This is a genomic window from Burkholderia ubonensis, from assembly GCF_001718695.1.
GTDB classification, from domain to species: Bacteria; Pseudomonadota; Gammaproteobacteria; order Burkholderiales; family Burkholderiaceae; genus Burkholderia; species Burkholderia ubonensis_B.
This window is the reverse complement of sequence record NZ_CP013420.1, coordinates 2,580,776-2,604,658: the sequence shown is the minus strand read 5'-3', so window position 1 is coordinate 2,604,658 and position 23,883 is coordinate 2,580,776. Positions and strand designations below refer to the sequence as shown.

Sequence of the window (23,883 nt, the reverse complement as noted above, 5' to 3'; positions counted from 1 at the left end):
TCGGGCAATCGGATCGGGGGCGGCGTCACGATAATCGCATCGTGTCATTGTCCGCCCGCTCGCCCGAGCGGCTCAGTCGTCCCGCTCCGGAGAACCTCGACGCATGGATTCGCAGGCCAATTCGCTGATCAATCCCGACGCCCGCACTGGCCTCGCCAGCCCGGCGCCCGGCGCCGCCGCGGCCGCGGCGCTGCCGGGGGCTGGCGGCGCGGGCGTGGACTTCGGGCTCGGCGGCTTCGCTGAACGGATTCCGGGCATCGCGCGGATGCGCGGCAACCCGAAGCTGCCGTTCATCATCGCCGCCGCCTTCGCGGTCGCCGTGATCGTCGCCCTCGTGCTGTGGACCCGCGCGCCCGACTACCGCGTGCTGTACAGCAACCTGTCGGACCGCGACGGCGGTGCGATCATCGCCGCGCTCCAGCAGGCAAACGTTCCCTACAAGTTCGCCGACGCCGGCGGCGCGATCCTCGTGCCGGCGAACCAGGTCCACGAAACGCGCCTGAAGCTCGCGGCGCTCGGGCTGCCGAAGGGCGGCTCGGTCGGCTTCGAGCTGATGGACAACCAGAAATTCGGCATCAGCCAGTTCGCCGAGCAGATCAACTACCAGCGCGCGCTCGAAGGTGAGCTGCAGCGCACGATCGAGTCGGTCAACGCCGTGCAAGCGGCGCGCGTGCATCTCGCGATCCCGAAGCCGTCGGTGTTCGTGCGCGACAAGGAAGCGCCGAGCGCGTCGGTATTCGTCGATCTCTACCCGGGCCGCGTGCTCGACGAGGGCCAGGTGCTGGCGATCACGCGGATGGTGTCGTCCGGCGTGCCCGACATGCCCGCGAAGAACGTCACGATCGTCGACCAGGACGGCAACCTGCTGACGCAGCCGGCGTCGGCGACCGGCCTCGACGCGAGCCAGCTCAAGTACGTGCAGCAGGTCGAGCGCAACACGCAGAAGCGCATCGACGCGATCCTCGCGCCGATCTTCGGCACCGGCAACGCGCGTTCGCAGGTGAGCGCCGACATCGACTTCTCGCGGCTCGAGCAGACCTCGGAAAGCTACGGCCCGAACGGCACGCCGCAGCAGACCGCGATCCGCAGCCAGCAGACCAGCACCGCGACCGAGCTCGCCCAGGGCGGCGCATCGGGCGTGCCGGGCGCGCTGTCGAACACGCCGCCGCAGCCGGCCTCCGCGCCGATCGTCGCGGGCAACGGCCAGAACGGGCCGCAGGCGACGCCGGTCAGCGACCGCAAGGATTCGACGACCAACTACGAGCTCGACAAGACGATCCGCCACGTCGAGCAGCCGATGGGCAGCGTGAAGCGGCTGTCGGTCGCGGTCGTCGTCAACTACCAGCCGGTCGCCGATTCGAAGGGCCACGTGACGATGCAGCCGCTGCCGCCCGCGAAGCTCGCGCAGGTCGAGCAGCTCGTGAAGGACGCGATGGGCTACGACGCGAAGCGCGGCGACTCGGTGAACGTCGTCAACAGCACGTTCACGGCCGCCGGCGACCCGTACGCCAACCTGCCGTGGTACCGCCAGCCGGACATCATCGACATGGCGAAGGAAGCCGCGAAGTGGCTCGGCATCGCGGCGGTCGCGGCGGCGCTGTACTTCGCGGTGGTGCGCCCGGCGATGCGCCGCGCGTTCCCGCCGCCCGAGCCGGCCGCGCCCGCGCTGCCGGCGCCGGAAGACGCGGTCGTGCTGGACGGCCTGCCCGCGCCGGAGAAGGCCGCCGCGCACGAAGATGCCGACGCGCTGCTGCTCGGCTTCGAAAACGAGAAGCACCGCTATGAGCGCAACCTCGACTACGCACGCACGATCGCCCGCCAGGATCCGAAGATCGTCGCAACCGTCGTGAAGAGCTGGGTGAACGATGAACGCTGAAGGCTTGACCAAGAGCGCGCTCCTGCTGATGTCGATCGGCGAGGAAGAGGCCGCGCAGGTATTCAAATTCCTCGCGCCGCGCGAGGTGCAGAAGATCGGCGCAGCGATGGCCGCGCTGCGCAACGTCACGCGCGAGGAGGTCGAGCGCGTGCTGAACGAGTTCGCGAAGGAAGCCGAGCAGCACACGGCGCTGTCGCTCGATTCGAACGACTACATCCGCTCGGTGCTGACGAAGGCGCTCGGCGAGGACAAGGCCGGCGTGCTGATCGACCGCATCCTGCAGGGCAGCGACACGAGCGGCATCGAAGGCCTGAAGTGGATGGATTCGAGCGCGGTGGCCGAGCTGATCAAGAACGAGCATCCGCAGATCATCGCGACGATCCTCGTGCATCTCGACCGCGACCAGGCGTCCGAAATCGCGTCGTGCTTCACCGAGCGGCTGCGCAACGACGTGCTGCTGCGGATCGCGACGCTCGACGGCATCCAGCCGGCCGCGCTGCGCGAGCTCGACGACGTGCTGTCGGGCCTCCTGTCCGGCAGCGACAACCTGAAGCGCAGCCCGATGGGCGGCATCGGCACCGCGGCCGAGATCCTGAACTTCATGACGTCGGTGCACGAGGAAGGCGTGCTCGAGAACGTCCGCCAGTACGATCCGGACCTCGCGCAGAAGATCATCGACCAGATGTTCGTGTTCGAGAACCTGCTCGACCTCGAGGACCGCGCGATCCATCTGGTGCTGAAGGAAGTCGAGTCGGAAACGCTGATCATCGCGCTGAAGGGCGCGCCGCCCGCGCTGCGCCAGAAATTCCTGGCGAACATGTCGCAGCGCGCGGCCGAACTGCTCGCCGAGGATCTCGACGCGCGCGGCCCGGTGCGCGTGTCCGAAGTCGAGACGCAGCAGCGCCGCATCCTGCAGATCGTGCGCAACCTCGCCGAGGGCGGCCAGATCGTGATCGGCGGCAAGGCGGAAGACGCGTATGTCTGATCCGGCGAGCGACCGCGCGGGCAGCCTCACCGCCTACCAGCGGTGGGAAATGGCGTCGTTCGACCCGCCGCCTCCCCCGCCGCCGCCCGACACCGCGGCCGCAGCCGCGGCCGCGCTCGCCGAGGAATTGCAGCGCGTGCGCGACGCCGCGCACGCGGAAGGGCTGTCGTCCGGTCACGTCGAGGGCCAGGCGCTCGGCTACCAGGCCGGCTACGAGCAGGGCCGCCAGCAGGGTTTCGAGGCCGGCCAGGCCGAGGTGCGCGAGCAGGCCGCGCAGCTCGCGGCGCTCGCCGCGTCGTTCCGGGAGGCGCTGGCCGCCGCCGAGCACGATCTCGCCGCCGACGTCGCGCAGCTCGCGCTCGACATCGCGCAGCAGGTCGTGCGCCAGCACGTGAAGCATGACCCGGCCGCCCTCGTCGCCGCGGTGCGCGACGTGCTCGCGGCCGAGCCGGCGCTGTCGGGCGCGCCGCACCTCACGGTGCATCCCGCCGACCTGCCGGTCGTCGAGGCGTACCTGCAGGAAGAACTCGACGCGCTCGGCTGGAGCGTGCGCACCGATGCGACGATCGAGCGCGGCGGCTGCCGCGCGCACGCCGCGACGGGCGAAGTCGACGCGACGCTGCCGACCCGCTGGCAGCGCGTCGCCGCCGCGATCGGCAAGGTGAGCGCATGGTGACGCCCACGCCCGAATCGTTCGCGCATGACGGCATGACGCCGCTCGAGCGCGAACTCGCGCTCGCGTCGTTCGGCCCGGACGCCCCGCGCGAGCCCGCGCCGGCCCCCGCGGCCGCCGACGCCGCGCCGCGCGCGCCGCACAACCCGCACCTCGCGCACTGGCGCACGCACCTGAACGGCCTGGCGGCGCGCAGCCGCCGCGCGCTGCCGCTGCGCCCGTGCGGCCGCCTCACCCGCGCGGCGGGCCTCGTGCTCGAGGCGATCGGGCTGCGCCTGTCGGTCGGCGCCGAATGCACGATCGAATTGCCGCCCGGCAGCACGCTGCCGGTGGCGCAGGCGGAAGTCGTCGGCTTCGCCGGCGAGCGCCTGTTCCTGATGCCGACCACCGACGTCGCGGGCGTGCTGCCCGGCGCGCGCGTGTGGCCGCTCGAACGCGCGCCGGTCGCCGATCCGCTCGCGGGCGCCAAGCGCCTGCCGGTCGGCTGGGACATGCTCGGGCGCGTCGTCGACGCATCGGGCCGCCCGCTCGACAACCTCGGCCCGCTCACGTCGAAGGTCGACGCGCCGCTCTCCGCGGCGTCGATCAACCCGCTCGATCGCGAGCCGATCCACCATGTGCTCGACGTCGGCGTGCGCGCGATCAACGCGCTGCTCACCGTCGGGCGCGGCCAGCGGATGGGCCTGTTCGCGGGCTCCGGCGTCGGCAAGTCGGTGCTGCTCGGCACGATGGCGCGCTACACGAGCGCCGAGGTGATCGTGATCGGCCTGATCGGCGAACGGGGCCGCGAAGTGAAGGAATTCATCGAGCAGATCCTCGGCGAGGACGGCCTCGCGCGCTCGGTCGTGGTCGCGGCGCCCGCCGACGTGTCGCCGCTGCTGCGGATGCAGGGCGCCGCGTACGCGACGGCGCTCGCCGAATGGTTCCGCGACCAGGGCAAGCACGTGCTGCTGCTGATGGATTCGCTGACCCGCTACGCGATGGCGCAGCGCGAGATCGCGCTCGCGATCGGCGAGCCGCCCGCGACCAAGGGCTATCCGCCGTCGGTGTTCGCGAAGCTGCCCGCGCTCGTCGAGCGCACCGGCAACGGGCCGGAAGGCGGCGGCTCGATCACCGCGTTCTACACGGTGCTGACCGAAGGCGACGACCAGCAGGACCCGATCGCCGATTCGGCGCGCGCGATCCTCGACGGCCACATCGTGCTGTCGCGTGCGCTCGCCGAGGCCGGCCACTATCCGGCGATCGACATCGAGGCGTCGATCAGCCGCGCGATGACCGCGCTGATCGACGACACGCACCTCGACCACGTCCGCCAGTTCAAGCAGATGCTGTCGCGCTACCAGCGCAACCGCGACCTGATCGCGGTGGGCGCGTATGCGCCCGGCCGCGACGCGCAGCTCGACCGCGCGATCGCGCTTTACCCGCACATCGAAGCGTTCCTGCAGCAGGGCTTTCGCGAATGCGCGCCGTTCGCATCGAGCCTCGCCGCGCTCGATGCGCTGTTCGACGAATACGGAGGCTGACGCCGATGGCACATGGATTTCCGTTGCAACTGCTGCTCGACCGCGCGCAGGAAGACCTCGACGCCGCGGCCAAGCAGCTCGGCACCGCGCAGCGCGATCGCAGCGCGGCCGCCGAACAGCTCGACTCGCTGCTGCGCTACCGCGACGAATATCACGCGCGCTTCGCGCAATCCGCGCAGCACGGGATGCCCGCCGGCAACTGGCGGAATTTCCAGGCCTTCCTCGACACGCTCGACGCGGCGATCGCCCAGCAGCGCAACGTGCTGGCCGCCGCCGACGCGCGCATCGACGAAGCCCGCCCCCACTGGCAGCTGAAGAAACGCACCGTCGGCTCGTACGAAATCCTGCAGGCGCGCGGCGTCGCGCAGGAAGCGGTCCGCACCGCGAAGCGCGAACAGCGCGAGGCCGACGAGCATGCCGCGAAGATCCTGCGGATGCGGGCCGACGCGGCCCGCTCGGCCTAACCGCTCAACGCTTTCGAACCAGAGAATCGTCATGCTCCCTCTTCCCCTGCTCGGCGCCCTGATCGACACCGCCGGCGCCGCCATCAAGGCCGTTCGCAACTCGGGCTCGTCGGCCGCATCCGCCACGCCGGCCGCGTCGGCCGGCAACGATTCCGCCAGCGGCCCGGCCGCCGTGCCGTTCGCGCAGACGCTGCAGCAAAGCGTCGCCAGCCGCCACGACGCCGCCAGCGGCGACACGTCGGATGGCGCGACTTCATCGGCCGCGTCGACGTCGGCGCCGAATTCGTCGACCTCGGCCGCCGGCACGAACCCGTCGAAGCCGTCCGGCAACCACGACGACAAGTCCACCGACGACGCGAACGCGACGCCGAACCCGGATGCGGCCGCGCTGGCCGCGGCCGTCGCCATGCAGGCGCAATTGCAGGCGCGCGTGGACAATCCGGCGCCGGCCGCCGCGGATGCCGCGGCGACGGCTGCCGGCGCCGCCGCGCTCGCCGGCACGGCGGTCGCAGCGGGCCAGCCCGACGCGACCGCCGCGCTCGCACATCAGGCCGGCACGGATGCCGCCGCCACGCCGGTCGCGCCCGCAGCGGCCCGCGATGCGCTGCATGCCGCGCTCGCGAAGCTCACCGGCGACGCGGGCGCGATCGCGCTGCCCGCCGGCGCCGCGGGCACGTCGTCGGCGGCTGCGCCGACGGCCGCAGGCGCGCAGTCCACGCCGACCGTCCCGACCTTCGACCGCACGCTCGCGGACGCGAAGGGTGCGCTCGCAACCCAACAGACGCCCGCGCAAGCGGCCGCCTCGGCGCTGCAGGCCGGCGCGGGCGGCCAGTCGGCCGCGCAGCATGGATTCGGGTCCGGCGAACAGGCCGCCAGCCCGGCAGCCGATGCGACGGCGGCCGCCGCCACCGCAGCGGCCACGGCCGCGGCTGCGGCACAGGCGAACGTGCAGGCGTCTCCGGTCGCCGGCTCGATCGCCGCGGCCAATGCGCACGTGCTCGCGCCGCACGTCGGCACCGCCGACTGGACGGACGCGTTGAGCCAGAAGGTCGTGTTCCTGTCGAACGCGCACCAGCAGAGCGCCGAGCTGACGCTCAATCCGCCGGATCTCGGGCCGCTGCAGGTCGTGCTGCGGGTCGCGGACAATCACGCGCACGCGCTGTTCGTGTCGCAGCACCCGCAGGTGCGCGACGCGGTCGAAGCCGCGCTGCCGAAGCTGCGTGACGCGATGGAAGCCGGCGGCCTCGGCCTGGGCAGCGCGACCGTCAGCGACGGCGGCTTCGCTTCGCAGCAGAACCCGCAGCAGTCGTTCGCCGGCGGGCAAGCGGCGCGGCGCGGCGGCGGCGCACCGTCAGGCGCCGATGCGACGCTCGACGCCGCGCAACCCGCGGCGACGGTCGCGACCGCAAGCCGCGCCGGCCTCGTCGATACGTTTGCCTGAGCATCCGCGCGCGCCGCTCAGCGGCCGTGCAGCGCCGCCGCAGCCGCGTGCGGCGCACCCGCCCGGCGCGCGGCGACGATGAAGTCCGCCGCGCGCTCGCCGATCATCACCGACGGCGCATTCGTATTCCCGCCGATCAGCGTCGGCATCACCGACGCATCCACCACCCGCAGCCCTTCGACGCCGCGCACGCGCAGCGCCGGATCGACGACCGCGCGCGCGTCCGTGCCCATCCGGCAGGTGCCGACCGGGTGATAGATCGTGTCGGCATGCTGAACGATCGTCGCGCGCAGCTCGGCTTCCGTCTGGTCCGGCCGCGTGTACAGCTCGCGCCCGCCCTGCGACGCGAGCGGCGCCTGCGACAGGATCCTGCGCATCGCCTGCGCGCCGCGCACCAGCAGGTCGAGATCGCGCGCATCGCTGAAGAAGCGCGGATCGATCAGCGGCGCATCGCGCGCGTCGCCGCTCGCAAGCGCCACCGTGCCGCGACTGAACGGCCGCAGCGCGCACACGTGCAGCGAATAGCCGAAGCCCCAGTGCATCTTGCGGTTGTGATCGTCGACGAGCGCCGTGCAGAAATGCAGCTGCAGGTCGGGCCGCTCGAGCGACGGATCGCTCTTGATGAAGCCGCCCGCCTCCGCGACGTTGCTCGTCATCATCCCGGTGCGGCTCGAGAAGTAGCGCGCGAGCGCGGGCGTCATCTTCGCGAGCCCGCGCACGCACACGCCGACCAGTTCCGACGAATTCACGCGCGTGTTGATGATGAAGTCGATGTGATCGATCAGGTTCGCGCCGACGTCCGGCGCATCCTGCACGACCGCGATGCCGTGCCGGCGCAGCTGGTCGGCCGGGCCGACGCCCGAGCACATCAGCAGTTGCGGCGAGTTGAACGCGCCGGCCGACAGGATCACTTCCGCGCGCGCGCCGAGCGTCTCCACGCGCCCGTTGCGCGCGATCGCGACGCCGACCGCGCGCTTGCCGTCGAAGCCGACGCGCAGCACCGTCGCATCGGTGATCACATGCAGGTTCGGACGGTTGCGGCCGTAGATATACGCGCGCGCGACGCTGCAGCGCGAGCCGTCGCGATGCGTGACCTGGTAGAAGCCGACGCCTTCCTGCGCGGCCCCGTTGAAATCGTGGTTGAGCGGATAGCCGGCCGCGTGCGCGGCCTGGATGAATCGTTCGGAGAACGGATTGCGAAAGCGCAGATCGGACACCGTGAGCGGGCCGTCCGCGCCGTGCCATGCGCTCGCGCCGCGCTCATTGCCTTCCGCGCGCCGGAAATACGGCAGCACGTCCTGCCAGCCCCAGCCCGTCGCGCCGAGCCGCGCCCATTCGTCGTAGTCGAACGGATGGCCGCGCGTGTAGATCATCGCGTTGATCGCGCTCGAGCCGCCCATCCCGCGCCCGCGCGGCTGGTAGCCGCGGCGCCCGCCGAGGCCCGGCTGAGGCACGGTCTCGTAGCCGTAGTTGGTGCCGAGCTTGAACGGCACGAGCGCCGCGATGCCGACCGGCATGTTCACGAGCAGGTTGCGCTCGGTGTGCGCGCCCGCTTCGATCAGCGCGATCGTCGCGTCGGGGCATGCGTCGGCGAGCCTGCCCGCGAGGCTCGCGCCGCCGGAACCCGCCCCGACGATGAGGTAGTCGTATTGCATGCACGTCTCCTTCGTGTCACGAATGGCGCCCGGTTCGGCCGGCTCCCGCTTGTAATGTTCGGGCATTGTAGGAACGGCCATCGCGCGCGCGGCAGGTCCATTAAAGAGCGATTCCTCTAAACGCGCGCGTGAACTAAATTTAAGATGTGTCGATCGATGCGACGCGATGCAACGGCCGCCAGACGCCGCGCCGTCGCAAAACTGGGGAGACGACGATGCAGCGCGAAGCTCTGCGAGCCGCGTGCCGACCGGATGATCCGATCGCGCCGCGCGCCGCCCGCATTTCAATTCAAACGGACGCCACCACGGCGACGTGCTGCAGCCGATGCAGCAGCAGCCGAAATCGAACGACGTCGCACACGGCCGACCGTTTGGACGGCCCGTCGAGCGAGCGGCGGGTCGCGCGTGCACACACGCATCTGCCCATGCTGCGCGACTGCGCTTCGCCGCACCGGCGAGCGCCCGACGCGGCCGTCCGCGCTTGCCACGACGATCGGCTCGCGCCGCCTGCGCGCACCGCGTCGCCCCGATTCCGCATCCGGATACCGTCGCGCGGACGCGACGCTTGCCTGCCGCTTCATGCCGTTTTCGCTCACCCGACGCATCCGGCCCCACGCCGCGTCGCGCATGCGGCCCCGACCCGACCCGCCACGCTCGCCGAGCGCACACGTGCGGCCTGACTGCTGGCCGACGCGCCACGCTCACCTGGAGAACATGCGATGAAGAACGACCTGCCCGAACTGGCCCCGCAAGCGCTGCCGTCGCTCGATGCGCTCACGTCGCTGCTGCACGACCAGCGCGCCGCCTACCTGCGCACGCCGTATCCCGACTGGGAGACCCGCGCGCAGCATCTGCGCACGCTGCGCACGCTGCTGATCGACCATGCCGACGCGCTCGCCGACGCGATCAGCGCGGACTTCGGCCATCGCGCGAAGCAGGAGGTGCTGCTGTCGGAAATCTGGATGGCGAAGGAAGAGATCGACGAGGCGCTGAAGCACGGCAAGCGCTGGATGAAGCCGATCCGCAAGCCGATGAACAAATGGCTGCGGCCCGCGCGCGCGAAGGTGATTCCGCAGCCGCTCGGCGTGGTCGGCATCGTCGTGCCGTGGAACTACCCGGTGCTGCTCGCGGCGGGCCCGCTGATCTGCGCGCTCGCGGCCGGCAACCGCGCGATCGTCAAGATGTCCGAACTGACGCCGCGCACCTCGGCGCTGTTCGAGCAGCTGATCGCGAAGGCCTTCGCGCGCGACCACGTCGCGGTCGTGAACGGCGACGCGGAAATCGGCGCCGCGTTCAGCGCGCTGCCGTTCGACCACCTGCTGTTCACCGGCTCGACGCAGGTCGGCCGGCACGTGATGCGCGCGGCGGCCGAGAACCTCACGCCCGTCACGCTCGAGCTCGGCGGCAAGTCGCCGGCGATCGTCGGGCCGAACGCGCGTTTCGACGCAGCCGTCGACGCGATCGTCGCGGGCAAGACGCTGAACGCCGGCCAGACCTGCATCGCGCCCGACTACGTGCTGCTGCCGCGCGGGATGGAAGCCGCGTTCATCGAGCGCGCGCGCATGCGGCTCGCGAAGATGTATCCGGATTTCTCCCGCAACGCCGATTACACGACGATCGTGTCGGACCGCCATTTCGCGCGGCTGCAGCAGCTCGCGAACGACGCGCGGGCGGCCGGCGCGCAACTGCACCCGCTCGCGGACGCGTCGTCCGATCCGGCATCGCGCCGCTTCGTGCCGTGCGCGCTCACGCAGGTGCCGGCCGCGTCGCAGCTGATGCAGGAGGAGATCTTCGGCCCGCTGCTGCCGCTCGTGCCGTACGAACGGCTCGACGAGGCGATCGCCTACGTGAACGCGCGGCCTCGGCCGCTCGCGCTGTACCTGTTCGACGACGACGGCGGCACGGTCGAGCGCGTGATGCGCGAAACGATCTCGGGCGGCGTCTCGGTCAACGAAACGCTGATGCACATCGCGTGCGGCAGCCTGCCGTTCGGCGGCGTCGGTGCAAGCGGGATGGGCGCGTATCACGGCTACGACGGCTTCGTGACGTTCTCGAAGATGAAGCCGGTGCTGACGCAGGCGCGCCTGAACGCGCGCAACCTGCTCGCGCCGCCCTACGGCACGCGCTTCGCCGCGCTCATCAAGCTGATGCTGAAGTTCTGAGCGACGCGGGCCGCATGCCGGCCCGCGTCCGTCACACGGGCCAGAGCGGCCCTTCCTGCATCGCGCCGATCTGCTCGCGCAGCTCGAGCACGCGCGCTTCCCAGTAACGATGCGTGTTGAACCACGGGAACGCGGCCGGAAACGCCGGATCGTCCCAGCGCCGCGCGAGCCACGCGGCGTAGTGGATCAGGCGCAGCGTGCGCAGCGCCTCGACCAGATGCAGCTCGCGCGGCTCGAATTCGCAGAAGTCCTCGTAGCCGGCGAGCAGGTCGGCGAGCGCGCGCGACGCGCCCGCGCGGTCGCCGGGCAGCAGCAGCCACAGATCCTGGATCGCGGGCGCCATCCGGCTGTCGTCGAAGTCGACGAAGTGCGGCCCCGCGTCGGTCCACAGCACGTTGCTCGGATGGCAGTCGCCATGCGTGCGCAGCAGGCGAAGCTCGCCCGCGCGCTCGAATGCCGCTTCGACGCCTTCGAGCGCGAGCGTGACCGCCGTCTCGTAGGCCGGCCGCACGTCATCCGGAATGAAATCGTGCGCGAGCAGATAGTCGCGCGGCTCGTAGCCGAACGTGCGGATGTCGAGCGTGGGGCGCGCGACGTACGGCCGGGTCGCGCCGACCGCGTGGATGCGGCCGATGAAGCGGCCGAGCCATTCGAGCGTGTCGGCGCGGTCGAGATCGGGCGCGCGGCCGCCGCGCCGCTCGAAGATCGAGAAGCGGAAGCCGTCGAACGCATGCAGCGTGCGGCCGTCGCACGCGCGCGCTGGCACCGCCGGAATCTCGCGCGCGGCGAGCTCGGCGACGAATGCGTGTTCCTCGAGGATCGCGTCGTCCGACCAGCGCGCCGGGCGATAGAACTTCGCGACGATCGGCGGGCCGTCTTCGATGCCGGCCTGATAGACGCGATTTTCGTAACTGTTGAGGGCGAGCAGGCGCCCGTCGGTGCGCAGGCCGGCCGGCATCAGCACGCTGTCGAGCGCGTCGAGCACGCACTCGGGCGTGAGGCCGGCAAACGGCGGCCCGGCCGGGGCGGAAGGAGCGGGAGTGACTTCGTTCATGCCCCGCATTGTGCCGCCAGCCGGGCCGAAAGACGAGCGTTCGGTGCGACGTGCCCGCTCAATGAACGGCCGCGCCGGCCGGCAGCACGGATTCGCCGGTGTCGATCAGGTCCTCGAGAAAGAACGGCTCGGTGTTGAGTTCCTTCGACTCGCCCGGCACGCCCGCGTACCAGGTCACCATCGCCATGTCGCCCAGGATGCGCTGGACGATGCCGCGCGCGCCCTTCGGCACCGCGATATGGGTAGTGCAGACAATCGACCCGACATGCATGATGTTTCCCCACTCGTTCTTGAATCTTGATATCCGGCCAACCTGCGCGGCCGGCCAATGCACGACACGCGCCGCCGCTGCGATGGCGGCCGCGCGTATCCCATTGTTCACGGTTTATCGAAGCGCGAAAAGCGGAAGTGGCGGGCAAAGCGCCGCGATTTCGTCGCATGTCTCCAATCAACCACTGCGCCGCCCGCGCGCTTGCACGGGCGACACCCCCATCATACCCTGTCGAGCGTGACCGTCCGGCAATCCTGCCGCCGGCGCTCCGGCGGTCGCCTCCGGGGCGCGCATGGCGGGCGCGGGCGGCGCGTGACGCCCGCGCGCCGATTGCCACTCAGGCCGCTGTTGCGGTACCTTCGACGTTCATCCGTTTTCCAGCGCATTTCGCCCACGATGCCTTCGCAACCGTCCGCCCTTCCGATTTCACGGCCGCCGCTCGACGCGCGGCCGCGGGCGGGCGCGCATCCGGCCGCGCCTCCTCCCCCTGTCGCACCGCCGCTCGTCGGCGCGGCGCCGCCTCCCCCGGCGGCGTTCGCCGGCTGACCGCCGGCGCCGTTCCGTCCTCCATTCGCCTGCCTGCCGTTCGTGCGTCGTGACGCGCGGAGCGGCGCGCGTGCGCATGGAACGTTCTCATCCGTTCGACAGGTGGATTCACATGGTCTCGTTCAAACGCGCGCTCACCGCGCATGGGGCGACGTCGCTCTTCGTCCTGCTCTGGAGCAGCGGCGCGATCTTCGCCGAACTCGGTCTGCGACACGCGTGCGCATTCGTCTTCCTCACCGCGCGCTTCGCACTCGCATCGCTCGTGCTGCTCGCATTGTCCGCCGCGCGCGGGCGCTGGCTGCCCGCGCCGGGCGAGCGGCGCATCGCGGTCGTCACCGGGGTGCTGCTGATGGGCGGCTACTCGATCTTCTATCTGCTCGCGCTCGAACGCGGGATCGCGCCCGGCGTGCTCGCGACGATCCTCGGCGTGCAGCCGATCCTCACGCTCGCGTGGGTCGAACGGCGCTGGCAGGCCACGCGCATCGCAGGGCTCGCGCTTGCGCTGGCCGGGCTTGCGCTCGTGGTCTGCCGCGGCGTCGGCGGCGCCGGCGTGCCGGTCGTGGGGATCGCCTGCGCGCTCACCGCGCTCGTCGCGCTCACCGTCGGCGCGCTGCTGCAGAAGCGCGTGCGCTCGGCGCCCGCCGACGTGCTGCCGCTGCAGAACGCGATCGGGCTCGCGCTGTGCGCGGCGATCGTGCCGTTCCGGCCGATCGCATTCGATGCGACCTGGGCGTTCGTCGTGCCGCTCGTGTGGCTCGGCATCGTGATCTCGGTGGTCGCGCAGCTGCTGTTCTATCGGCTGATGCAGCGCGGCGATCTCGTCAACGTGACGAGCCTGTTCTATCTCGTGCCGATCGTCACCGCGCTGATGGATGCGCTCTGGCTCGGCAATCGCCCCGAGCCGCTCGCGCTGGCCGGAATGGGCGCGATCATTGCGGGGCTCGTGCTCGTGTTTCGCCCGTCGGCACGTCGGCCGCGCTGCGGCCGCGCATAGCCGACACGGGCCGCTTACCAGGTCGGCATCGCCGGTCCGGACTGCGCTTTCGCACAAACCGAAAGCAACGGGAAAGGCTGGCGCAAGGCATTCGTCCGATTCGCAGCGAAACGGGCGACATTCGGGCGTTTTCCCGCTGCTTTTAATGGTTCGGATAGCGAAAAACGCGGCGCGGTTGCCTATACTCGAATTGTCCGGCCCGCTTGCGAGCGGGTCGGCCCCACATTAGAAATACCGGGCATGGGGCCGGTGCAGGCGCGTGCCTGCGCCGGCCGACTACGGAGACACGCATGACCACCTACTTCACGATTGGTGACTTCATCCTGCTGATCCCGATGGCGCTCGCCGGTGCGCTCTTCCTCGGCGCGGTGCCGTGCGCAACCAACTTCCGTCACAACCTGCTGCGCGTGCTGGGCGCGATGCTCGGCGTCGGCGTCGCGGTGCTGCTGGTCGAAGGGCTGCCTGCGCTGCTGTAGCAACGCGCCCATTGCGTGCGGTTCACGTCGCTGCATCGCAGCGACGCAGCGGCTCGCACGCAGTTGCCGCGCGCAGTTATCTGCGATACGGCGCCCGATGTTTCGGAGCCCGTATCGCGTGCCGATGCAACCGGTCAGATCGCCTGATCGGTGGACGGCTTTTCCCACAGATTGATGCCGCCTTCCGTCGCGTAGCGATCGATCTCCGCGAGCTCGTCTGCCGAGAACGCGAGGTTCTTCAGTGCTCCGACGTTTTCCCGCACCTGTTCCGCGCGGCTTGCGCCGATCAGCGCAGACGTCACGCGCCCGTTGCGCAGCACCCACGCGAGCGCCATCTGCGCGAGGCTTTGCCCGCGCCGTTCGGCGATCGCATTCAGCTTGCGCACGTGCTCGAGGTTGTCCGCACTCAGGTGGTCCTCCTTCAGCGAGCCGCCGCCCGGCCGGTTGACGCGTGCGTCGGCCGGCACGCCGTTCAGGTATTTCGATGTCAGCAGCCCCTGCGCGAGCGGCGTAAACGCGATGCTGCCCGTGCCGACCTCGTCGAGCGTGTCGAGCAGCTCGTGCTCGACCCAGCGGTTCAGCAGGTTGTAGGCCGGCTGATGGATCAGCAGCGGCACCTTGTACTGCGCGAGCAGCGCGGCCATCTCACGCGTCTTCGCCGCCGAATACGACGAAATGCCGATGTACAGCGCCTTGCCCTGCTGCACCGCGGTCGCGAGCGCGCCGGCCGTTTCCTCGAGCGGCGTATGCGCGTCGAAGCGGTGCGAATAGAAGATGTCGACGTAGTCGAGCCCCATCCGCGCGAGGCTCTGGTCGAGGCTCGCGAGCACGTACTTGCGCGAGCCGCCGCCGCTGCCGTAAGGCCCCGGCCACATGTCCCAGCCGGCCTTCGTCGAGATCAGCAGCTCGTCGCGATACGGCCGGAAATCCTCCTTCAGCAGCCGCCCGAAGTTGGTTTCGGCGCTGCCGTACGGCGGTCCGTAGTTGTTCGCGAGATCGAAGTGGTTGATGCCGAGATCGAACGCGGTGCGCAGGATCTCGCGTTGCGTCGCGATCGGCGTCGCGTCGCCGAAGTTGTGCCACAGGCCAAGCGACAGGGCGGGCAGTTTGAGCCCGGATCGGCCGCACGTGCGGTATTGCATGTCGGCATAACGTTCGGAAGCAGCTTCGTAGGCCATGAGTAATCCCGTCAGGACGTCGGAGGGCGGACGCGCGCCGGCACCGCGCGCGGCGCGCCGGCGGCGAAGGAAACGCAGGACGGATATGGTAGCGAACGCGGCCGATGCGCGCACGGCAATGGACGCGGCCGCGACGCTCGCCTACACTGCGGCGTCTCGAATCACCGTTTCAGCGAGGTTTGTATGACCCGGGTCATCTCGGTTGCGCTGCTCGTCGGCGGCGTCGTGCTGCTGTATTTCGGCGGGCAGTCGTTCCACTCGATCAACGATAACGTGTCGCGCTTCTTCACCGGTTCGCCGGCGACGAAGACGATCCTGCTGATCGCGGGCGGCGCCGTCGCGTCGCTGATCGGCCTGATCGGCCTCGCGATGCCGGGCGGCAAGCGCTGAGCACGCCGGCGCGATTCGCTCGAGCGGGTCGACCAAACGAAACGGGCGGCCAGGCCGCCCGTTCGTCATTGTGCCCGCGCGGCCGAAGCGCCGCGCCGGGGCCGGTAGCCCGACGGCCCGGCACCACGACGGGCGCGCCGGACCGACGCACCGCTAGAACCGCACTTCCGGCTTCGCTGCCGAACGCGTGCCCGGAATCGGCCGGTTGCTCTCGCCGTGATAGGTGAACACGAGCGAGAACTTGACCTGGTCCGAACGATTCTGCCCCGCCGAGTGCAGCGTGTTGCAGTGGAAGAACACGACGTCGCCGGCGTTGAGCGGCGGACACACGGCCGCGTCGATCAGCTTCCGGTTCTCCGGCAGGTCGCTGCGGAAGAACTTCGCGTCGTCGAACGCCTGCGCCCGCCGAATTCGGCGGTATGCGAGCCCGGCACCAGCCACAGCGCGCCGTTCTCGTTCGTTTCCGCCCCCAGCGCCAGCCACACCGACACCATGTCCGCACGTTCGAACGACCAATAGCGGAAATCCCGGTGCCAGCCGGTGAGGCTGCCGTACGCGGGGTGCTTCGTCATCATGCAGTTGTGATGCGCGCGCGACAGCACGGGCCGCTCGCCGAAATACGCCCGCATCCACGCGCCGATTTCCGGCGCGATCGCACGCTCGGCGAACGCCGGATCGCGCGCGTATGCATCGAGCAGCCGCCGCACCGTGTGGCCGCCCGGCGCATGCTTCGACTCGGGCGCGCCCGGATAGCGCAGGTCGGCCTCGAACTCGATCGGCTGCGCGGCTTCCTGCAACTGGCGCTCGGCGACGCGCTTCAGCGCCGCGCACTGCTCGGCGCCCACGAGCCCGCGGGCGACGACGAAGCCTTGCTCGCGCAGTTCCGCCACCTGCGCGTGAATCGAATCCGACTGCAAAGAAGACATGGGACGCTCGAAATATTTCTTGTGAATGTTTCGATTGTAAAACGGCGCCGGATGACGTGTGCAGCACCATTGTCGTGCGCAGGGAGATGCCGTTCGGCAATTTGATCCAGAGCAAGGGAACTGTGCGCGTCCGCGATGGCCTCAGCGACAGGCGGTATGTAACGCAGGCCTTGCGGCACAAGGGTTATCCGCGACTTTTGCCCGTCATGAATCCCCTGTAGCCTGACCCGGCCTGTCAGTTCTGGCGGGCGCGGCGCGCAGCCGCTTCGGTTACGATGCGCTGCGCCATCCGAGGCCGTTACATACCAGTGCGTTCGTCAAGGGCGCCATCCATTCGAGCAAAGCGTCACAATCTACATGCCATTCCGTCTGACTTCCCGTCTCAGCCGCGCTGCGAAGCGCGTCGTGCCCTCCGTTCCCCTCCGCCCGCTGCGTCATCACCGCGCGCGTGCGCAGGCGCTCGCCGTGCGCACGCAGCAGCCCGCGCGGCTCGACGGCATCCGCGCGTGGTTCCACGCGTTCTTCTCGCTGATGAGTGCGCAGGCGCTCGCGCGCCGCACCGGGCTGCGCTCGCTGCTGCAGAAGCCGTCGTCGCTGCGCGCGCTCGCGCTGCGCCGCGCCGGCGGTCCGCAGCGCCGGGTCAACCGTCCGCGCCGGCTGGCCGCCAGCACCGGCTGGTTCGCGTTCGCGGCGCGCTGATCGCAGCGCGGCAAACCGCCGCACGCAAACGTCGCCGCGCCTGCGCGCCGCGACGGCACCAATACAAAACCCCGGCATGGCCGGGGTTTTTCGTTTGAGGCGGCTGACGCTTACGCGACGCGCACCGCCGGCTCGACACCGGCCGCTTCGGCGAGCGCGAGCGCCTTGTCGGTCGCTTCCCACGAGAATTCCGGCTCTTCGCGGCCGAAGTGGCCGTAGGCGGCGGTCTTCTCGTAGATCGGGCGCAGCAGGTCGAGCATCTTGATGATGCCCTTCGGACGCAGGTCGAAGTGCTCGCGCACGAGCTGCGTGATCGTCGCATCCGACACGCGGCCCGTGCCGAACGTGTTGACCATCACCGAGGTCGGCTCGGCGACGCCGATCGCGTACGACACCTGGATCAGCGCGCGCGACGCGAGGCCGGCCGCGACGATGTTCTTCGCGACGTAGCGGCCTGCGTAGGCAGCCGAACGGTCGACCTTCGACGGATCCTTGCCCGAGAACGCGCCGCCGCCGTGCGGCGCGGCGCCGCCGTACGTGTCGACGATGATCTTGCGGCCCGTCAGGCCGCAGTCGCCCTGCGGGCCGCCGATCACGAACCGGCCGGTCGGGTTCACCAGGAACTTGATGTCGCCCTTGATCAGCTCGGCCGGCAGCGTCGGCTTGATGATTTCCTCGATCACGGCCTCGCGCAGCGCGGGCAGTTCGATGTCCGGTGCGTGCTGGGTCGACAGCACGACGGTGTCGATCGAATCCGGCTTGCCGTCGACGTAGCGGACCGTCACCTGCGACTTCGCGTCCGGGCGCAGCCAGGGCAGGCGGCCGTCGCGGCGCAGGCTCGCCTGGCGCTCGACCAGACGGTGCGACAGGTAGATCGGCAGCGGCATCAGTTCCGGCGTTTCGTCGCACGCGTAACCGAACATCAGGCCCTGGTCGCCCGCGCCCTGGTCGAGGTTGTCGTCGTGCGCGCGGTCGACGCCCTGCGCGATGTCCGGCGACTGCTTGTCGTACGCGACGAGCACCGCGCAGCCCTTGTAGTCGATGCCGTAGTCGGTGTTGTCGTAGCCGATGCGCTTGATCGTGTCGCGCGCGATCTGGATGTAATCGATGTTGGCCGTCGTGGTGATTTCACCGGCCAGGACGACGAGACCCGTGTTGCACAGCGTTTCAGCCGCAACGCGCGAGTATTTGTCTTGAGCAAGGATGGCGTCGAGAATCGCGTCCGAGATTTGGTCCGCGACCTTGTCCGGATGGCCTTCGGAAACGGATTCGGACGTAAAGAGATAATCGTTTGCCACTTTTTGAGGCTCCTTTGTGTGGTTACGGTTGGCTTCACGTAGCCATCTTCTAGCAGCCCGAAGTGGCGACGCTTTAGCGGATTACCAGTACCGGGCAGCGCGCTTCGCGCCAGCCGGCTTCGCCCCGCAAGTTGTCAGTTAACTCGGCGAAGCCCGTATTATAGCGGCTTTCCAGAATTGTCACAGAGCGTTGCCCGTGCCGCATGTCCCGCTGTCCTTCAACCCTGTTCCCCCTGTGCCGGCCCGCCGGAATCACGGAGGTTTCGCATGCTAGGCCGCCTCGGCACGCATCTCGCCATCGGCTTCCTGAAACTGCTCGCGCTGCTGCCGTACGGCTTGACTGCGCGGCTCGGCGACGGCCTCGGCTGGCTGCTCTACCAGATTCCCAGCCGGCGAAAGCGCATCGTGCACACCAATCTGACCCTCTGCTTTCCTGAATGGAGCGACGCGCGCCGCGAGGAAGTCGCCGGGCAGCACTTCCGGCACGCGATCCGTAGCTACGTGGAGCGCAGCGTCCAGTGGTTCGGCTCCGCGAAGAAGCTCGAGAAGCTGATCCAGGTCGACAGCGCGATCGACCTCACCGATCCGGACCTGCCGCCGACGCTGTTCCTCGGCCTGCACTTCGTCGGCATCGAGGCCGGCTCGATCTGGCTCAACCGTTCGCTGCAGCGCCGCTGCGGGTCGCTGTACCAGCCGTTCACGAACCCGGTGCTCGAGGAAGCGGCGAAAGAGGCGCGCGGCCGCTTCGACGCCGAGATGGTCGGCCGCGCGGACAGCGCGCGCGTCGTGCTGCGCTGGCTGCGCGACCGCAAGCCGGTGATGCTCGGCGCCGACATGGATTACGGGCTGCGCAATTCGACGTTCGTGCCGTTCTTCGGCGTGCCCGCGTGCACGCTGACGGCGGTCGGCCGGCTCGCGAAGACGGGCCGCGCGCAGGTGGTGCCGTTCATCGGCGAGGTGCTGCCGAACTACCAGGGCTACCGGCTGAAGGTGTTCAAGCCGTGGGACCACTATCCGACCGGCGACGACGATCTCGACGCGCGCCGGATGAACGCGTTCCTCGAAGAGCAGATTCCGCTGATGCCCGAGCAGTACTACTGGGTCCACAAGCGCTTCAAGACCCGCCCGCCCGGCGAGCCGAGCCTCTACTGAACGCCATCCGCCGGCGCGCCGCCGAACGCGCGCCGTCCAACATCCGCTGCGCATGCGCCGCGGGCGCTGCGCCGCCGGCCAGCGCGGGACGCCCCTGCCCGCTGCATGTATCATTTACGGCTGAGATCGGCACGACGAACGACGCTGCCCGCGCGGGCGACCGTCGCCACGTCGATCGTGCCGGCCGCCTCGTTCGCCATGGAATTCCGGACCCAGTGAAGCTCTCGTTCACCAAGATGCATGGCGCCGGCAACGACTTCGTCGTGCTCGACGGCTACTCCAGCGCGCTGCCGCCGCTCACCGAAGCGCAAGTGCGCGCGCTCGCCAACCGCCACTTCGGCGTCGGCGCCGACCAGCTGCTGCTGGTCGAGAAGCCGACCGTCGACGGCGCGGACTTCAAGTACCGGATCTTCAACTGCGACGGCGGCGAGGTCGAACACTGCGGCAACGGCGCGCGCTGCTTCGTCAAGTTCGTGCTCGACAAGCGCCTGACCGACAAGCGCAGCGTGCGCGTCGAAGTGATGAAGGGCCTGATCACGCTGACGATGCAGGAGAACGGCGAGGTCGTCGTCGACATGGGCGCGCCCGTGTTCGAGCCGGCGCAGGTGCCGTTCGAAACGGCCGGCCTTGCGGGTCGCCCGGAAGGCCGCGACACGCTCTGGCCGCTCGACGTGGGCGGCGCCACGCGCTGGATCTCGACCGTGTCGATGGGCAACCCGCACGCGGTGCAGGTCGTCGACGACGCCGAACGCTATCCGGTGCTCGCCGAAGGCCCGCTGATCGAGCGCCACGCGCGCTTTGCGCAGCGGGTCAACGCCGGCTTCATGCAGATCGTGTCGCGCTCGGAAGTGAAGCTGCGCGTCTACGAGCGCGGCGCGGGCGAGACGCTCGCGTGCGGCACCGGCGCATGCGCGGCGGTCGCGGCCGGCATCCGGCGCGGCCTGCTCGATTCGCCTGTCACCGTGCACACCCATGGCGGCACGCTGACGATCAGCTGGGACGGCGCGCGCGACGAAGCCGCGCCGCTGATGATGGCGGGCCCTGCGGCGACCGTCTTCGAAGGCGAGATCGACCTGGCCGCCTGACCCCTTCACCGTCCTGATTGAACGCTCCCGTCCCATGAACGATCGCGAAGTCGCCGACTACCTGCTCGCCAACCCCGAATTCTTCGCGCAGCACGCCGAACTGCTCGCCACGATCCGCCTTGCGAACCCGCACGGCAAGGCGGCGATCTCGCTGCAGGAGCGGCAGATGGAAATGCTGCGCGACAAGAACAAGCATCTCGAGCGCCGGCTCGCGGAGCTCGTGCGCTACGGCCACGAAAACGACAGCCTGTCCGCGAAGTTCAGCCGCTGGACCGCGCGCGTGATCGCCGAGCGCGACCCGTACGCGCTGCCGCGCACGATCGCCGACGGCCTCGCCGACGTGTTCGACGTGCCGCAGACCGCGCTGCGCGTGTGGGACGTCGCCGCCACCTACGCGCAGGCCGACTTCGCGCGCCAGGTCGGCGAGGAAGTGCGCCTCTTCACGAACGGGCTCGCGACGCCGTACTGCGGCGCGAACACGGGCTTCGAGGCCGCGCAATGGCTCGCGCCCGCGGTCACCGCGCCGGCGAACGCGACGGACGGCGGCGACACGGCCCCGGCCGGCGACGGCGCGGCCGCGTCGGTCGCGCTGCTCGCGCTGCGCGCGCCGCAGGCCGGCGCCGATGCGCCCGCGTTCGGGCTGCTGGTGCTCGGCTCGCCGGACCCGCGCCGCTTCCACGAAGGCATGGCCACCGACTTCCTCGCGCAGATCGCGACGCTCGCGAGCGCCGCGCTGACGCGCCTGCTCCCGCACTGATTCCCGCGATGTCCGACGACCCGATCGCCGCCTACCTGTCGAACCTGAAACACGTCAGGCAGCTGTCGGATCACACGCTGCGCGCATACACGCACGAGCTCGGCGAGCTGAAGAAGCTCGCCGCCGGCCGGCCGCTCGAAGCGCTGAGCGCCGTCGACATGCGCGGCGCGGTCGCCCGCGCGCACGCGGCCGGGCTGTCCGCGCGCTCGATCTCGCACCGGCTGTCCGCGTGGCGCGCGTTCTACCGCTGGCTCGCGCAGCGCATCGAGATGCCCGCGAACCCGGTCGCCGCGGTGCGGGCGCCGAAGCGCGCGAAGACGCTGCCGAAGGCGCTGTCGGTCGACGACGCGACGGCGCTGATGGACGCGCCGCTGCCCGGCACGACCGAAGGCCTGCGCGACCACGCGATCCTCGAGCTGCTCTACTCGTCCGGCCTGCGCCTGGCCGAGCTGATCGGGCTCGACGTCAGGTACGCGCAGGCGGACGGCTACCGCTCGGCCGGCTGGCTCGATCTCGCCGAGGCCGAGGTGACCGTGCGCGGCAAGGGCAACAAGGAGCGCAAGGTGCCGGTCGGCCGCAAGGCGATCGACGCGCTGAACGCGTGGCTCGCGGTGCGCGGCGAGTTCGTGAAGCACGATCCGCATCCGCTGTTCCTGTCGGTGCGCGGCAACCGGATGTCGCCCGGCGTGGTGCGCGAGCGCGTGAAGCGCGCGGCGCTCGCCGCGGGCATTCCGGCGCACGTTCATCCGCACGTGCTGCGCCACTCGTTCGCGACGCACGTGCTGCAGTCGAGCGGCGACCTGCGCGCGGTACAGGAGCTGCTCGGGCACGCGAGCGTCGCCGCCACGCAGGTCTATACGTCGCTCGACTTCCAGCACCTCGCGAAGATTTACGACAGCGCGCATCCGCGCGCGAAGAAGCGCGACTGACCGACGCTTTCCGTTTTTACCCGCCGCGCCCGACGACCGGACGAAGTCCCCGCGGGGCGCGGCCCAATTCGATCAAGCCATGCAAACCGTCACACTCAAACCGTCCAAGGACAAATCGCTGCTGCGGCGCCATCCGTGGATCTACGCCAACGCGATCGACCGCGTCGACGGCAAGCCCGCGCCCGGCGCGACCGTCATCGTGCGCGCGCACGACGGCCGCTTTCTCGCGCGCGGCGCATACAGCCCGCATTCGCAGATCCGCGTGCGCGTGTGGAGCTTCGACGAGAACGAGCCGATCGACCACGCGTTCTTCAAGCGGCGCGTGCAGCGCGCGGTCGCGCATCGCAACACGATGGTCTCGGGCACCGGCGCGGTGCGGCTCGTGTTCGGCGAGGCGGACGGGCTGCCGGGGCTGATCGTCGATCACTACGTCGAAGATTCGGGCGCCGCGTCGCCGCGCGGCCAGCTCGTCTGCCAGTTCATGGCGGCCGGCGTCGAAGCCTGGAAGGATGCGATCGTCGCGGCGCTCGTCGGCGCGACCGGCTGCCCGAACGTGTACGAGCGCTCGGACGTGTCGATCCGCGAGAAGGAAGGCCTCGAGCAGACCACCGGCGTGCTCGCCGGCGACCCGCCGCCCGCGACGCTGATCACGAACGAAAACGGCGTGCGCTACCACGTCGACGTGCCGAACGGCCACAAGACCGGCTTCTACGTCGACCAGCGCGACAACCGCGCGCTGGTCACGCAGTACGCGAACGGGCGCGACGTGCTGAACTGCTTCTGCTACACGGGCGGCTTCTCGCTCGCCGCGCTGAAGGGGGGCGCTGCGCGCGTGGTGTCGATCGATTCGTCGGGCGACGCGCTCGCGCTCGCGCAGCAGAACGTCGTCGCGAACGGCTTCGACCCGGCGCGCGCGAGCTGGCTCGACGCCGACGCGTTCAAGACGCTGCGCCGCCTCGTCGACGAAGGCGAGCGCTTCGACCTGATCGTGCTCGATCCGCCGAAGTTCGCGCCGACCCGCGACAGCGTCGACCGTGCGGCCCGCGCGTACAAGGACATCAACCTGAGCGGCTTCAAGCTGCTGCGTCCGGGCGGCCTGCTGTTCACCTACTCGTGCTCCGGCGCGATCGACATGGACCTGTTCCAGAAGATCGTCGCCGGCGCGGCCGCCGACGCGAAAGTCGACGCGCGCATCCTGAAGCGCCTCGGCGCGGGCGTCGATCACCCGCTGCTGTCCGCGTTCCCGGAAGGCGAATATCTGAAGGGCCTGCTGTTGCAAATCGTCTGATCGCCCCGATCTTCCCGCGCAGCGGCTCCCGCCTGCCCGGCCGATTGGCCGAGGGGCGGGG

General features: G+C 70.1%; 21 protein-coding genes and 1 pseudogene. 16 read left to right on the top strand and 6 right to left on the bottom strand.

Annotated elements, in window-relative coordinates; genetic code table 11:
* The first annotated feature begins 103 nt into the window (after positions 1–103).
* The 6 genes from fliF to WJ35_RS11840 are packed head-to-tail and all read left to right on the top strand — an operon-like array spanning position 104 to position 6,962.
* On the top strand, positions 104–1,876 hold the full coding sequence (gene fliF, locus WJ35_RS11865; protein ID WP_069239200.1) for a flagellar basal-body MS-ring/collar protein FliF: 1,773 nt from the start codon (positions 104–106) through the stop codon (positions 1,874–1,876).
* A complete protein-coding gene (gene fliG / locus WJ35_RS11860) occupies positions 1,866–2,861 on the top strand; it encodes a flagellar motor switch protein FliG (protein WP_060235104.1) in 996 nt (331 codons plus the stop codon). Before fliF ends, fliG begins: the two co-directional genes overlap by 11 nt.
* The gene (fliH, locus tag WJ35_RS11855; RefSeq protein ID WP_060235105.1) at positions 2,854–3,537 is read left to right on the top strand and encodes a flagellar assembly protein FliH; all 684 of its coding nucleotides are present in this window, start codon (positions 2,854–2,856) and stop codon (positions 3,535–3,537) included. Before fliG ends, fliH begins: the two co-directional genes overlap by 8 nt.
* Entirely contained in the window at positions 3,531–5,057 is a 1,527-nt protein-coding gene (gene fliI / locus WJ35_RS11850; protein WP_069239199.1) for a flagellar protein export ATPase FliI, read from the top strand. The genes fliH and fliI overlap by 7 nt, the downstream gene beginning before the upstream one ends.
* A 5-nt stretch (positions 5,058–5,062) precedes the next feature.
* Entirely contained in the window at positions 5,063–5,521 is a 459-nt protein-coding gene (gene fliJ / locus WJ35_RS11845; protein ID WP_069239198.1) for a flagellar export protein FliJ, read from the top strand.
* Between the two features lie 31 nt (positions 5,522–5,552).
* On the top strand, positions 5,553–6,962 hold the full coding sequence (locus WJ35_RS11840) for a flagellar hook-length control protein FliK (RefSeq protein WP_069239197.1): 1,410 nt from the start codon (positions 5,553–5,555) through the stop codon (positions 6,960–6,962).
* A gap of 17 nt (positions 6,963–6,979) precedes the next feature.
* Here the strand turns inward: WJ35_RS11840 and WJ35_RS11835 are convergent, their stop codons facing one another.
* A complete protein-coding gene (locus WJ35_RS11835) occupies positions 6,980–8,617 on the bottom strand; it encodes a GMC family oxidoreductase (protein WP_060235108.1) in 1,638 nt (545 codons plus the stop codon).
* A gap of 719 nt (positions 8,618–9,336) precedes the next feature.
* On the opposite strand from WJ35_RS11835, the gene WJ35_RS11825 reads away from it, so the two are divergent.
* Positions 9,337–10,779, top strand: coding sequence for a coniferyl aldehyde dehydrogenase (locus WJ35_RS11825; RefSeq protein ID WP_069239196.1), 1,443 nt, complete (start codon positions 9,337–9,339; stop codon positions 10,777–10,779).
* Positions 10,780–10,810: 31 nt separating this feature from the next.
* Here WJ35_RS11825 and WJ35_RS11820 read toward each other — a convergent pair whose 3' ends face one another.
* Together WJ35_RS11820 and WJ35_RS11815 are read right to left on the bottom strand one after the other, a co-directional pair.
* Positions 10,811–11,842, bottom strand: a complete 1,032-nt coding sequence (locus WJ35_RS11820) for a serine/threonine protein kinase (protein ID WP_060235111.1) — start codon at positions 11,840–11,842, stop codon at positions 10,811–10,813.
* A 49-nt stretch (positions 11,843–11,891) separates the two neighbouring features.
* Positions 11,892–12,104, bottom strand: coding sequence for a hypothetical protein (locus WJ35_RS11815; protein ID WP_029226305.1), 213 nt, complete (start codon positions 12,102–12,104; stop codon positions 11,892–11,894).
* A gap of 658 nt (positions 12,105–12,762) precedes the next feature.
* On the opposite strand from WJ35_RS11815, the gene WJ35_RS11810 reads away from it, so the two are divergent.
* Both WJ35_RS11810 and WJ35_RS11805 read left to right on the top strand, forming a co-directional pair.
* Entirely contained in the window at positions 12,763–13,644 is an 882-nt protein-coding gene (locus WJ35_RS11810; RefSeq protein WP_069239195.1) for a DMT family transporter, read from the top strand.
* 290 nt (positions 13,645–13,934) lie between these two features.
* Entirely contained in the window at positions 13,935–14,120 is a 186-nt protein-coding gene (locus tag WJ35_RS11805; protein ID WP_069239194.1) for a hypothetical protein, read from the top strand.
* A gap of 134 nt (positions 14,121–14,254) precedes the next feature.
* Here the strand turns inward: WJ35_RS11805 and mgrA are convergent, their stop codons facing one another.
* On the bottom strand, positions 14,255–15,298 hold the full coding sequence (gene mgrA / locus WJ35_RS11800) for an L-glyceraldehyde 3-phosphate reductase (RefSeq protein WP_060235113.1): 1,044 nt from the start codon (positions 15,296–15,298) through the stop codon (positions 14,255–14,257).
* 183 nt (positions 15,299–15,481) lie between these two features.
* Between mgrA and WJ35_RS11795 the strand changes: the two genes are divergently transcribed.
* Positions 15,482–15,688 carry a DUF3185 family protein gene (locus WJ35_RS11795; RefSeq protein WP_029226304.1) on the top strand — a complete coding sequence of 69 codons (207 nt, stop codon included), beginning with the start codon at positions 15,482–15,484 and terminating at the stop codon, positions 15,686–15,688.
* 153 nt (positions 15,689–15,841) lie between these two features.
* Here WJ35_RS11795 and WJ35_RS11790 read toward each other — a convergent pair.
* Positions 15,842–16,729, bottom strand: a pseudogene (locus tag WJ35_RS11790) (phytanoyl-CoA dioxygenase family protein).
* A gap of 242 nt (positions 16,730–16,971) precedes the next feature.
* Here WJ35_RS11790 and WJ35_RS11785 point away from each other — a divergent pair.
* Positions 16,972–17,313 carry a hypothetical protein gene (locus WJ35_RS11785; RefSeq protein ID WP_042586554.1) on the top strand — a complete coding sequence of 114 codons (342 nt, stop codon included), beginning with the start codon at positions 16,972–16,974 and terminating at the stop codon, positions 17,311–17,313.
* Positions 17,314–17,423: 110 nt separating this feature from the next.
* Here WJ35_RS11785 and metK read toward each other — a convergent pair whose 3' ends face one another.
* Entirely contained in the window at positions 17,424–18,611 is a 1,188-nt protein-coding gene (gene metK, locus WJ35_RS11780) for a methionine adenosyltransferase (RefSeq protein ID WP_059832273.1), read from the bottom strand.
* Between the two features lie 267 nt (positions 18,612–18,878).
* On the opposite strand from metK, the gene lpxL reads away from it, so the two are divergent.
* From lpxL to WJ35_RS11755, 5 genes are all read left to right on the top strand, one after another.
* Entirely contained in the window at positions 18,879–19,763 is an 885-nt protein-coding gene (gene lpxL / locus WJ35_RS11775) for a lauroyl acyltransferase LpxL (RefSeq protein WP_069239193.1), read from the top strand.
* A gap of 215 nt (positions 19,764–19,978) precedes the next feature.
* Entirely contained in the window at positions 19,979–20,848 is an 870-nt protein-coding gene (gene dapF, locus WJ35_RS11770) for a diaminopimelate epimerase (protein ID WP_010090360.1), read from the top strand.
* A gap of 34 nt (positions 20,849–20,882) precedes the next feature.
* Positions 20,883–21,605 (top strand): DUF484 family protein, encoded by a 723-nt coding sequence (locus WJ35_RS11765; RefSeq protein WP_060235115.1) that lies wholly within the window; start codon positions 20,883–20,885, stop codon positions 21,603–21,605.
* Between the two features lie 8 nt (positions 21,606–21,613).
* The gene (gene xerC / locus WJ35_RS11760) at positions 21,614–22,534 is read left to right on the top strand and encodes a tyrosine recombinase XerC (RefSeq protein ID WP_010090357.1); all 921 of its coding nucleotides are present in this window, start codon (positions 21,614–21,616) and stop codon (positions 22,532–22,534) included.
* Between the two features lie 79 nt (positions 22,535–22,613).
* The gene (locus WJ35_RS11755; RefSeq protein ID WP_045567007.1) at positions 22,614–23,822 is read left to right on the top strand and encodes a class I SAM-dependent rRNA methyltransferase; all 1,209 of its coding nucleotides are present in this window, start codon (positions 22,614–22,616) and stop codon (positions 23,820–23,822) included.
* Positions 23,823–23,883 lie beyond the last annotated feature (61 nt).

Excerpts from the sequence above, each read along its gene's own strand:
- fliF (WP_069239200.1), top strand. The coding sequence starts at position 104 with ATGGATTCGCAGGCCAATTCGCTGATCAATCCCGACGCCCGCACTGGC.
- fliG (WP_060235104.1), top strand. The coding sequence starts at position 1,866 with ATGAACGCTGAAGGCTTGACCAAGAGCGCGCTCCTGCTGATGTCGATC.
- fliH (WP_060235105.1), top strand. The coding sequence starts at position 2,854 with ATGTCTGATCCGGCGAGCGACCGCGCGGGCAGCCTCACCGCCTACCAG.
- fliI (WP_069239199.1), top strand. The coding sequence starts at position 3,531 with ATGGTGACGCCCACGCCCGAATCGTTCGCGCATGACGGCATGACGCCG.
- fliJ (WP_069239198.1), top strand. The coding sequence starts at position 5,063 with ATGGCACATGGATTTCCGTTGCAACTGCTGCTCGACCGCGCGCAGGAA.
- WJ35_RS11840 (WP_069239197.1), top strand. The coding sequence starts at position 5,553 with ATGCTCCCTCTTCCCCTGCTCGGCGCCCTGATCGACACCGCCGGCGCC.
- WJ35_RS11835 (WP_060235108.1), bottom strand. The coding sequence starts at position 8,617 with ATGCAATACGACTACCTCATCGTCGGGGCGGGTTCCGGCGGCGCGAGC.
- WJ35_RS11825 (WP_069239196.1), top strand. The coding sequence starts at position 9,337 with ATGAAGAACGACCTGCCCGAACTGGCCCCGCAAGCGCTGCCGTCGCTC.
- WJ35_RS11820 (WP_060235111.1), bottom strand. The coding sequence starts at position 11,842 with ATGCGGGGCATGAACGAAGTCACTCCCGCTCCTTCCGCCCCGGCCGGG.
- WJ35_RS11815 (WP_029226305.1), bottom strand. The coding sequence starts at position 12,104 with ATGCATGTCGGGTCGATTGTCTGCACTACCCATATCGCGGTGCCGAAG.
- WJ35_RS11810 (WP_069239195.1), top strand. The coding sequence starts at position 12,763 with ATGGTCTCGTTCAAACGCGCGCTCACCGCGCATGGGGCGACGTCGCTC.
- WJ35_RS11805 (WP_069239194.1), top strand. The coding sequence starts at position 13,935 with ATGACCACCTACTTCACGATTGGTGACTTCATCCTGCTGATCCCGATG.
- mgrA (WP_060235113.1), bottom strand. The coding sequence starts at position 15,298 with ATGGCCTACGAAGCTGCTTCCGAACGTTATGCCGACATGCAATACCGC.
- WJ35_RS11795 (WP_029226304.1), top strand. The coding sequence starts at position 15,482 with ATGACCCGGGTCATCTCGGTTGCGCTGCTCGTCGGCGGCGTCGTGCTG.
- WJ35_RS11785 (WP_042586554.1), top strand. The coding sequence starts at position 16,972 with ATGCCATTCCGTCTGACTTCCCGTCTCAGCCGCGCTGCGAAGCGCGTC.
- lpxL (WP_069239193.1), top strand. The coding sequence starts at position 18,879 with ATGCTAGGCCGCCTCGGCACGCATCTCGCCATCGGCTTCCTGAAACTG.
- WJ35_RS11765 (WP_060235115.1), top strand. The coding sequence starts at position 20,883 with ATGAACGATCGCGAAGTCGCCGACTACCTGCTCGCCAACCCCGAATTC.
- xerC (WP_010090357.1), top strand. The coding sequence starts at position 21,614 with ATGTCCGACGACCCGATCGCCGCCTACCTGTCGAACCTGAAACACGTC.
- WJ35_RS11755 (WP_045567007.1), top strand. The coding sequence starts at position 22,614 with ATGCAAACCGTCACACTCAAACCGTCCAAGGACAAATCGCTGCTGCGG.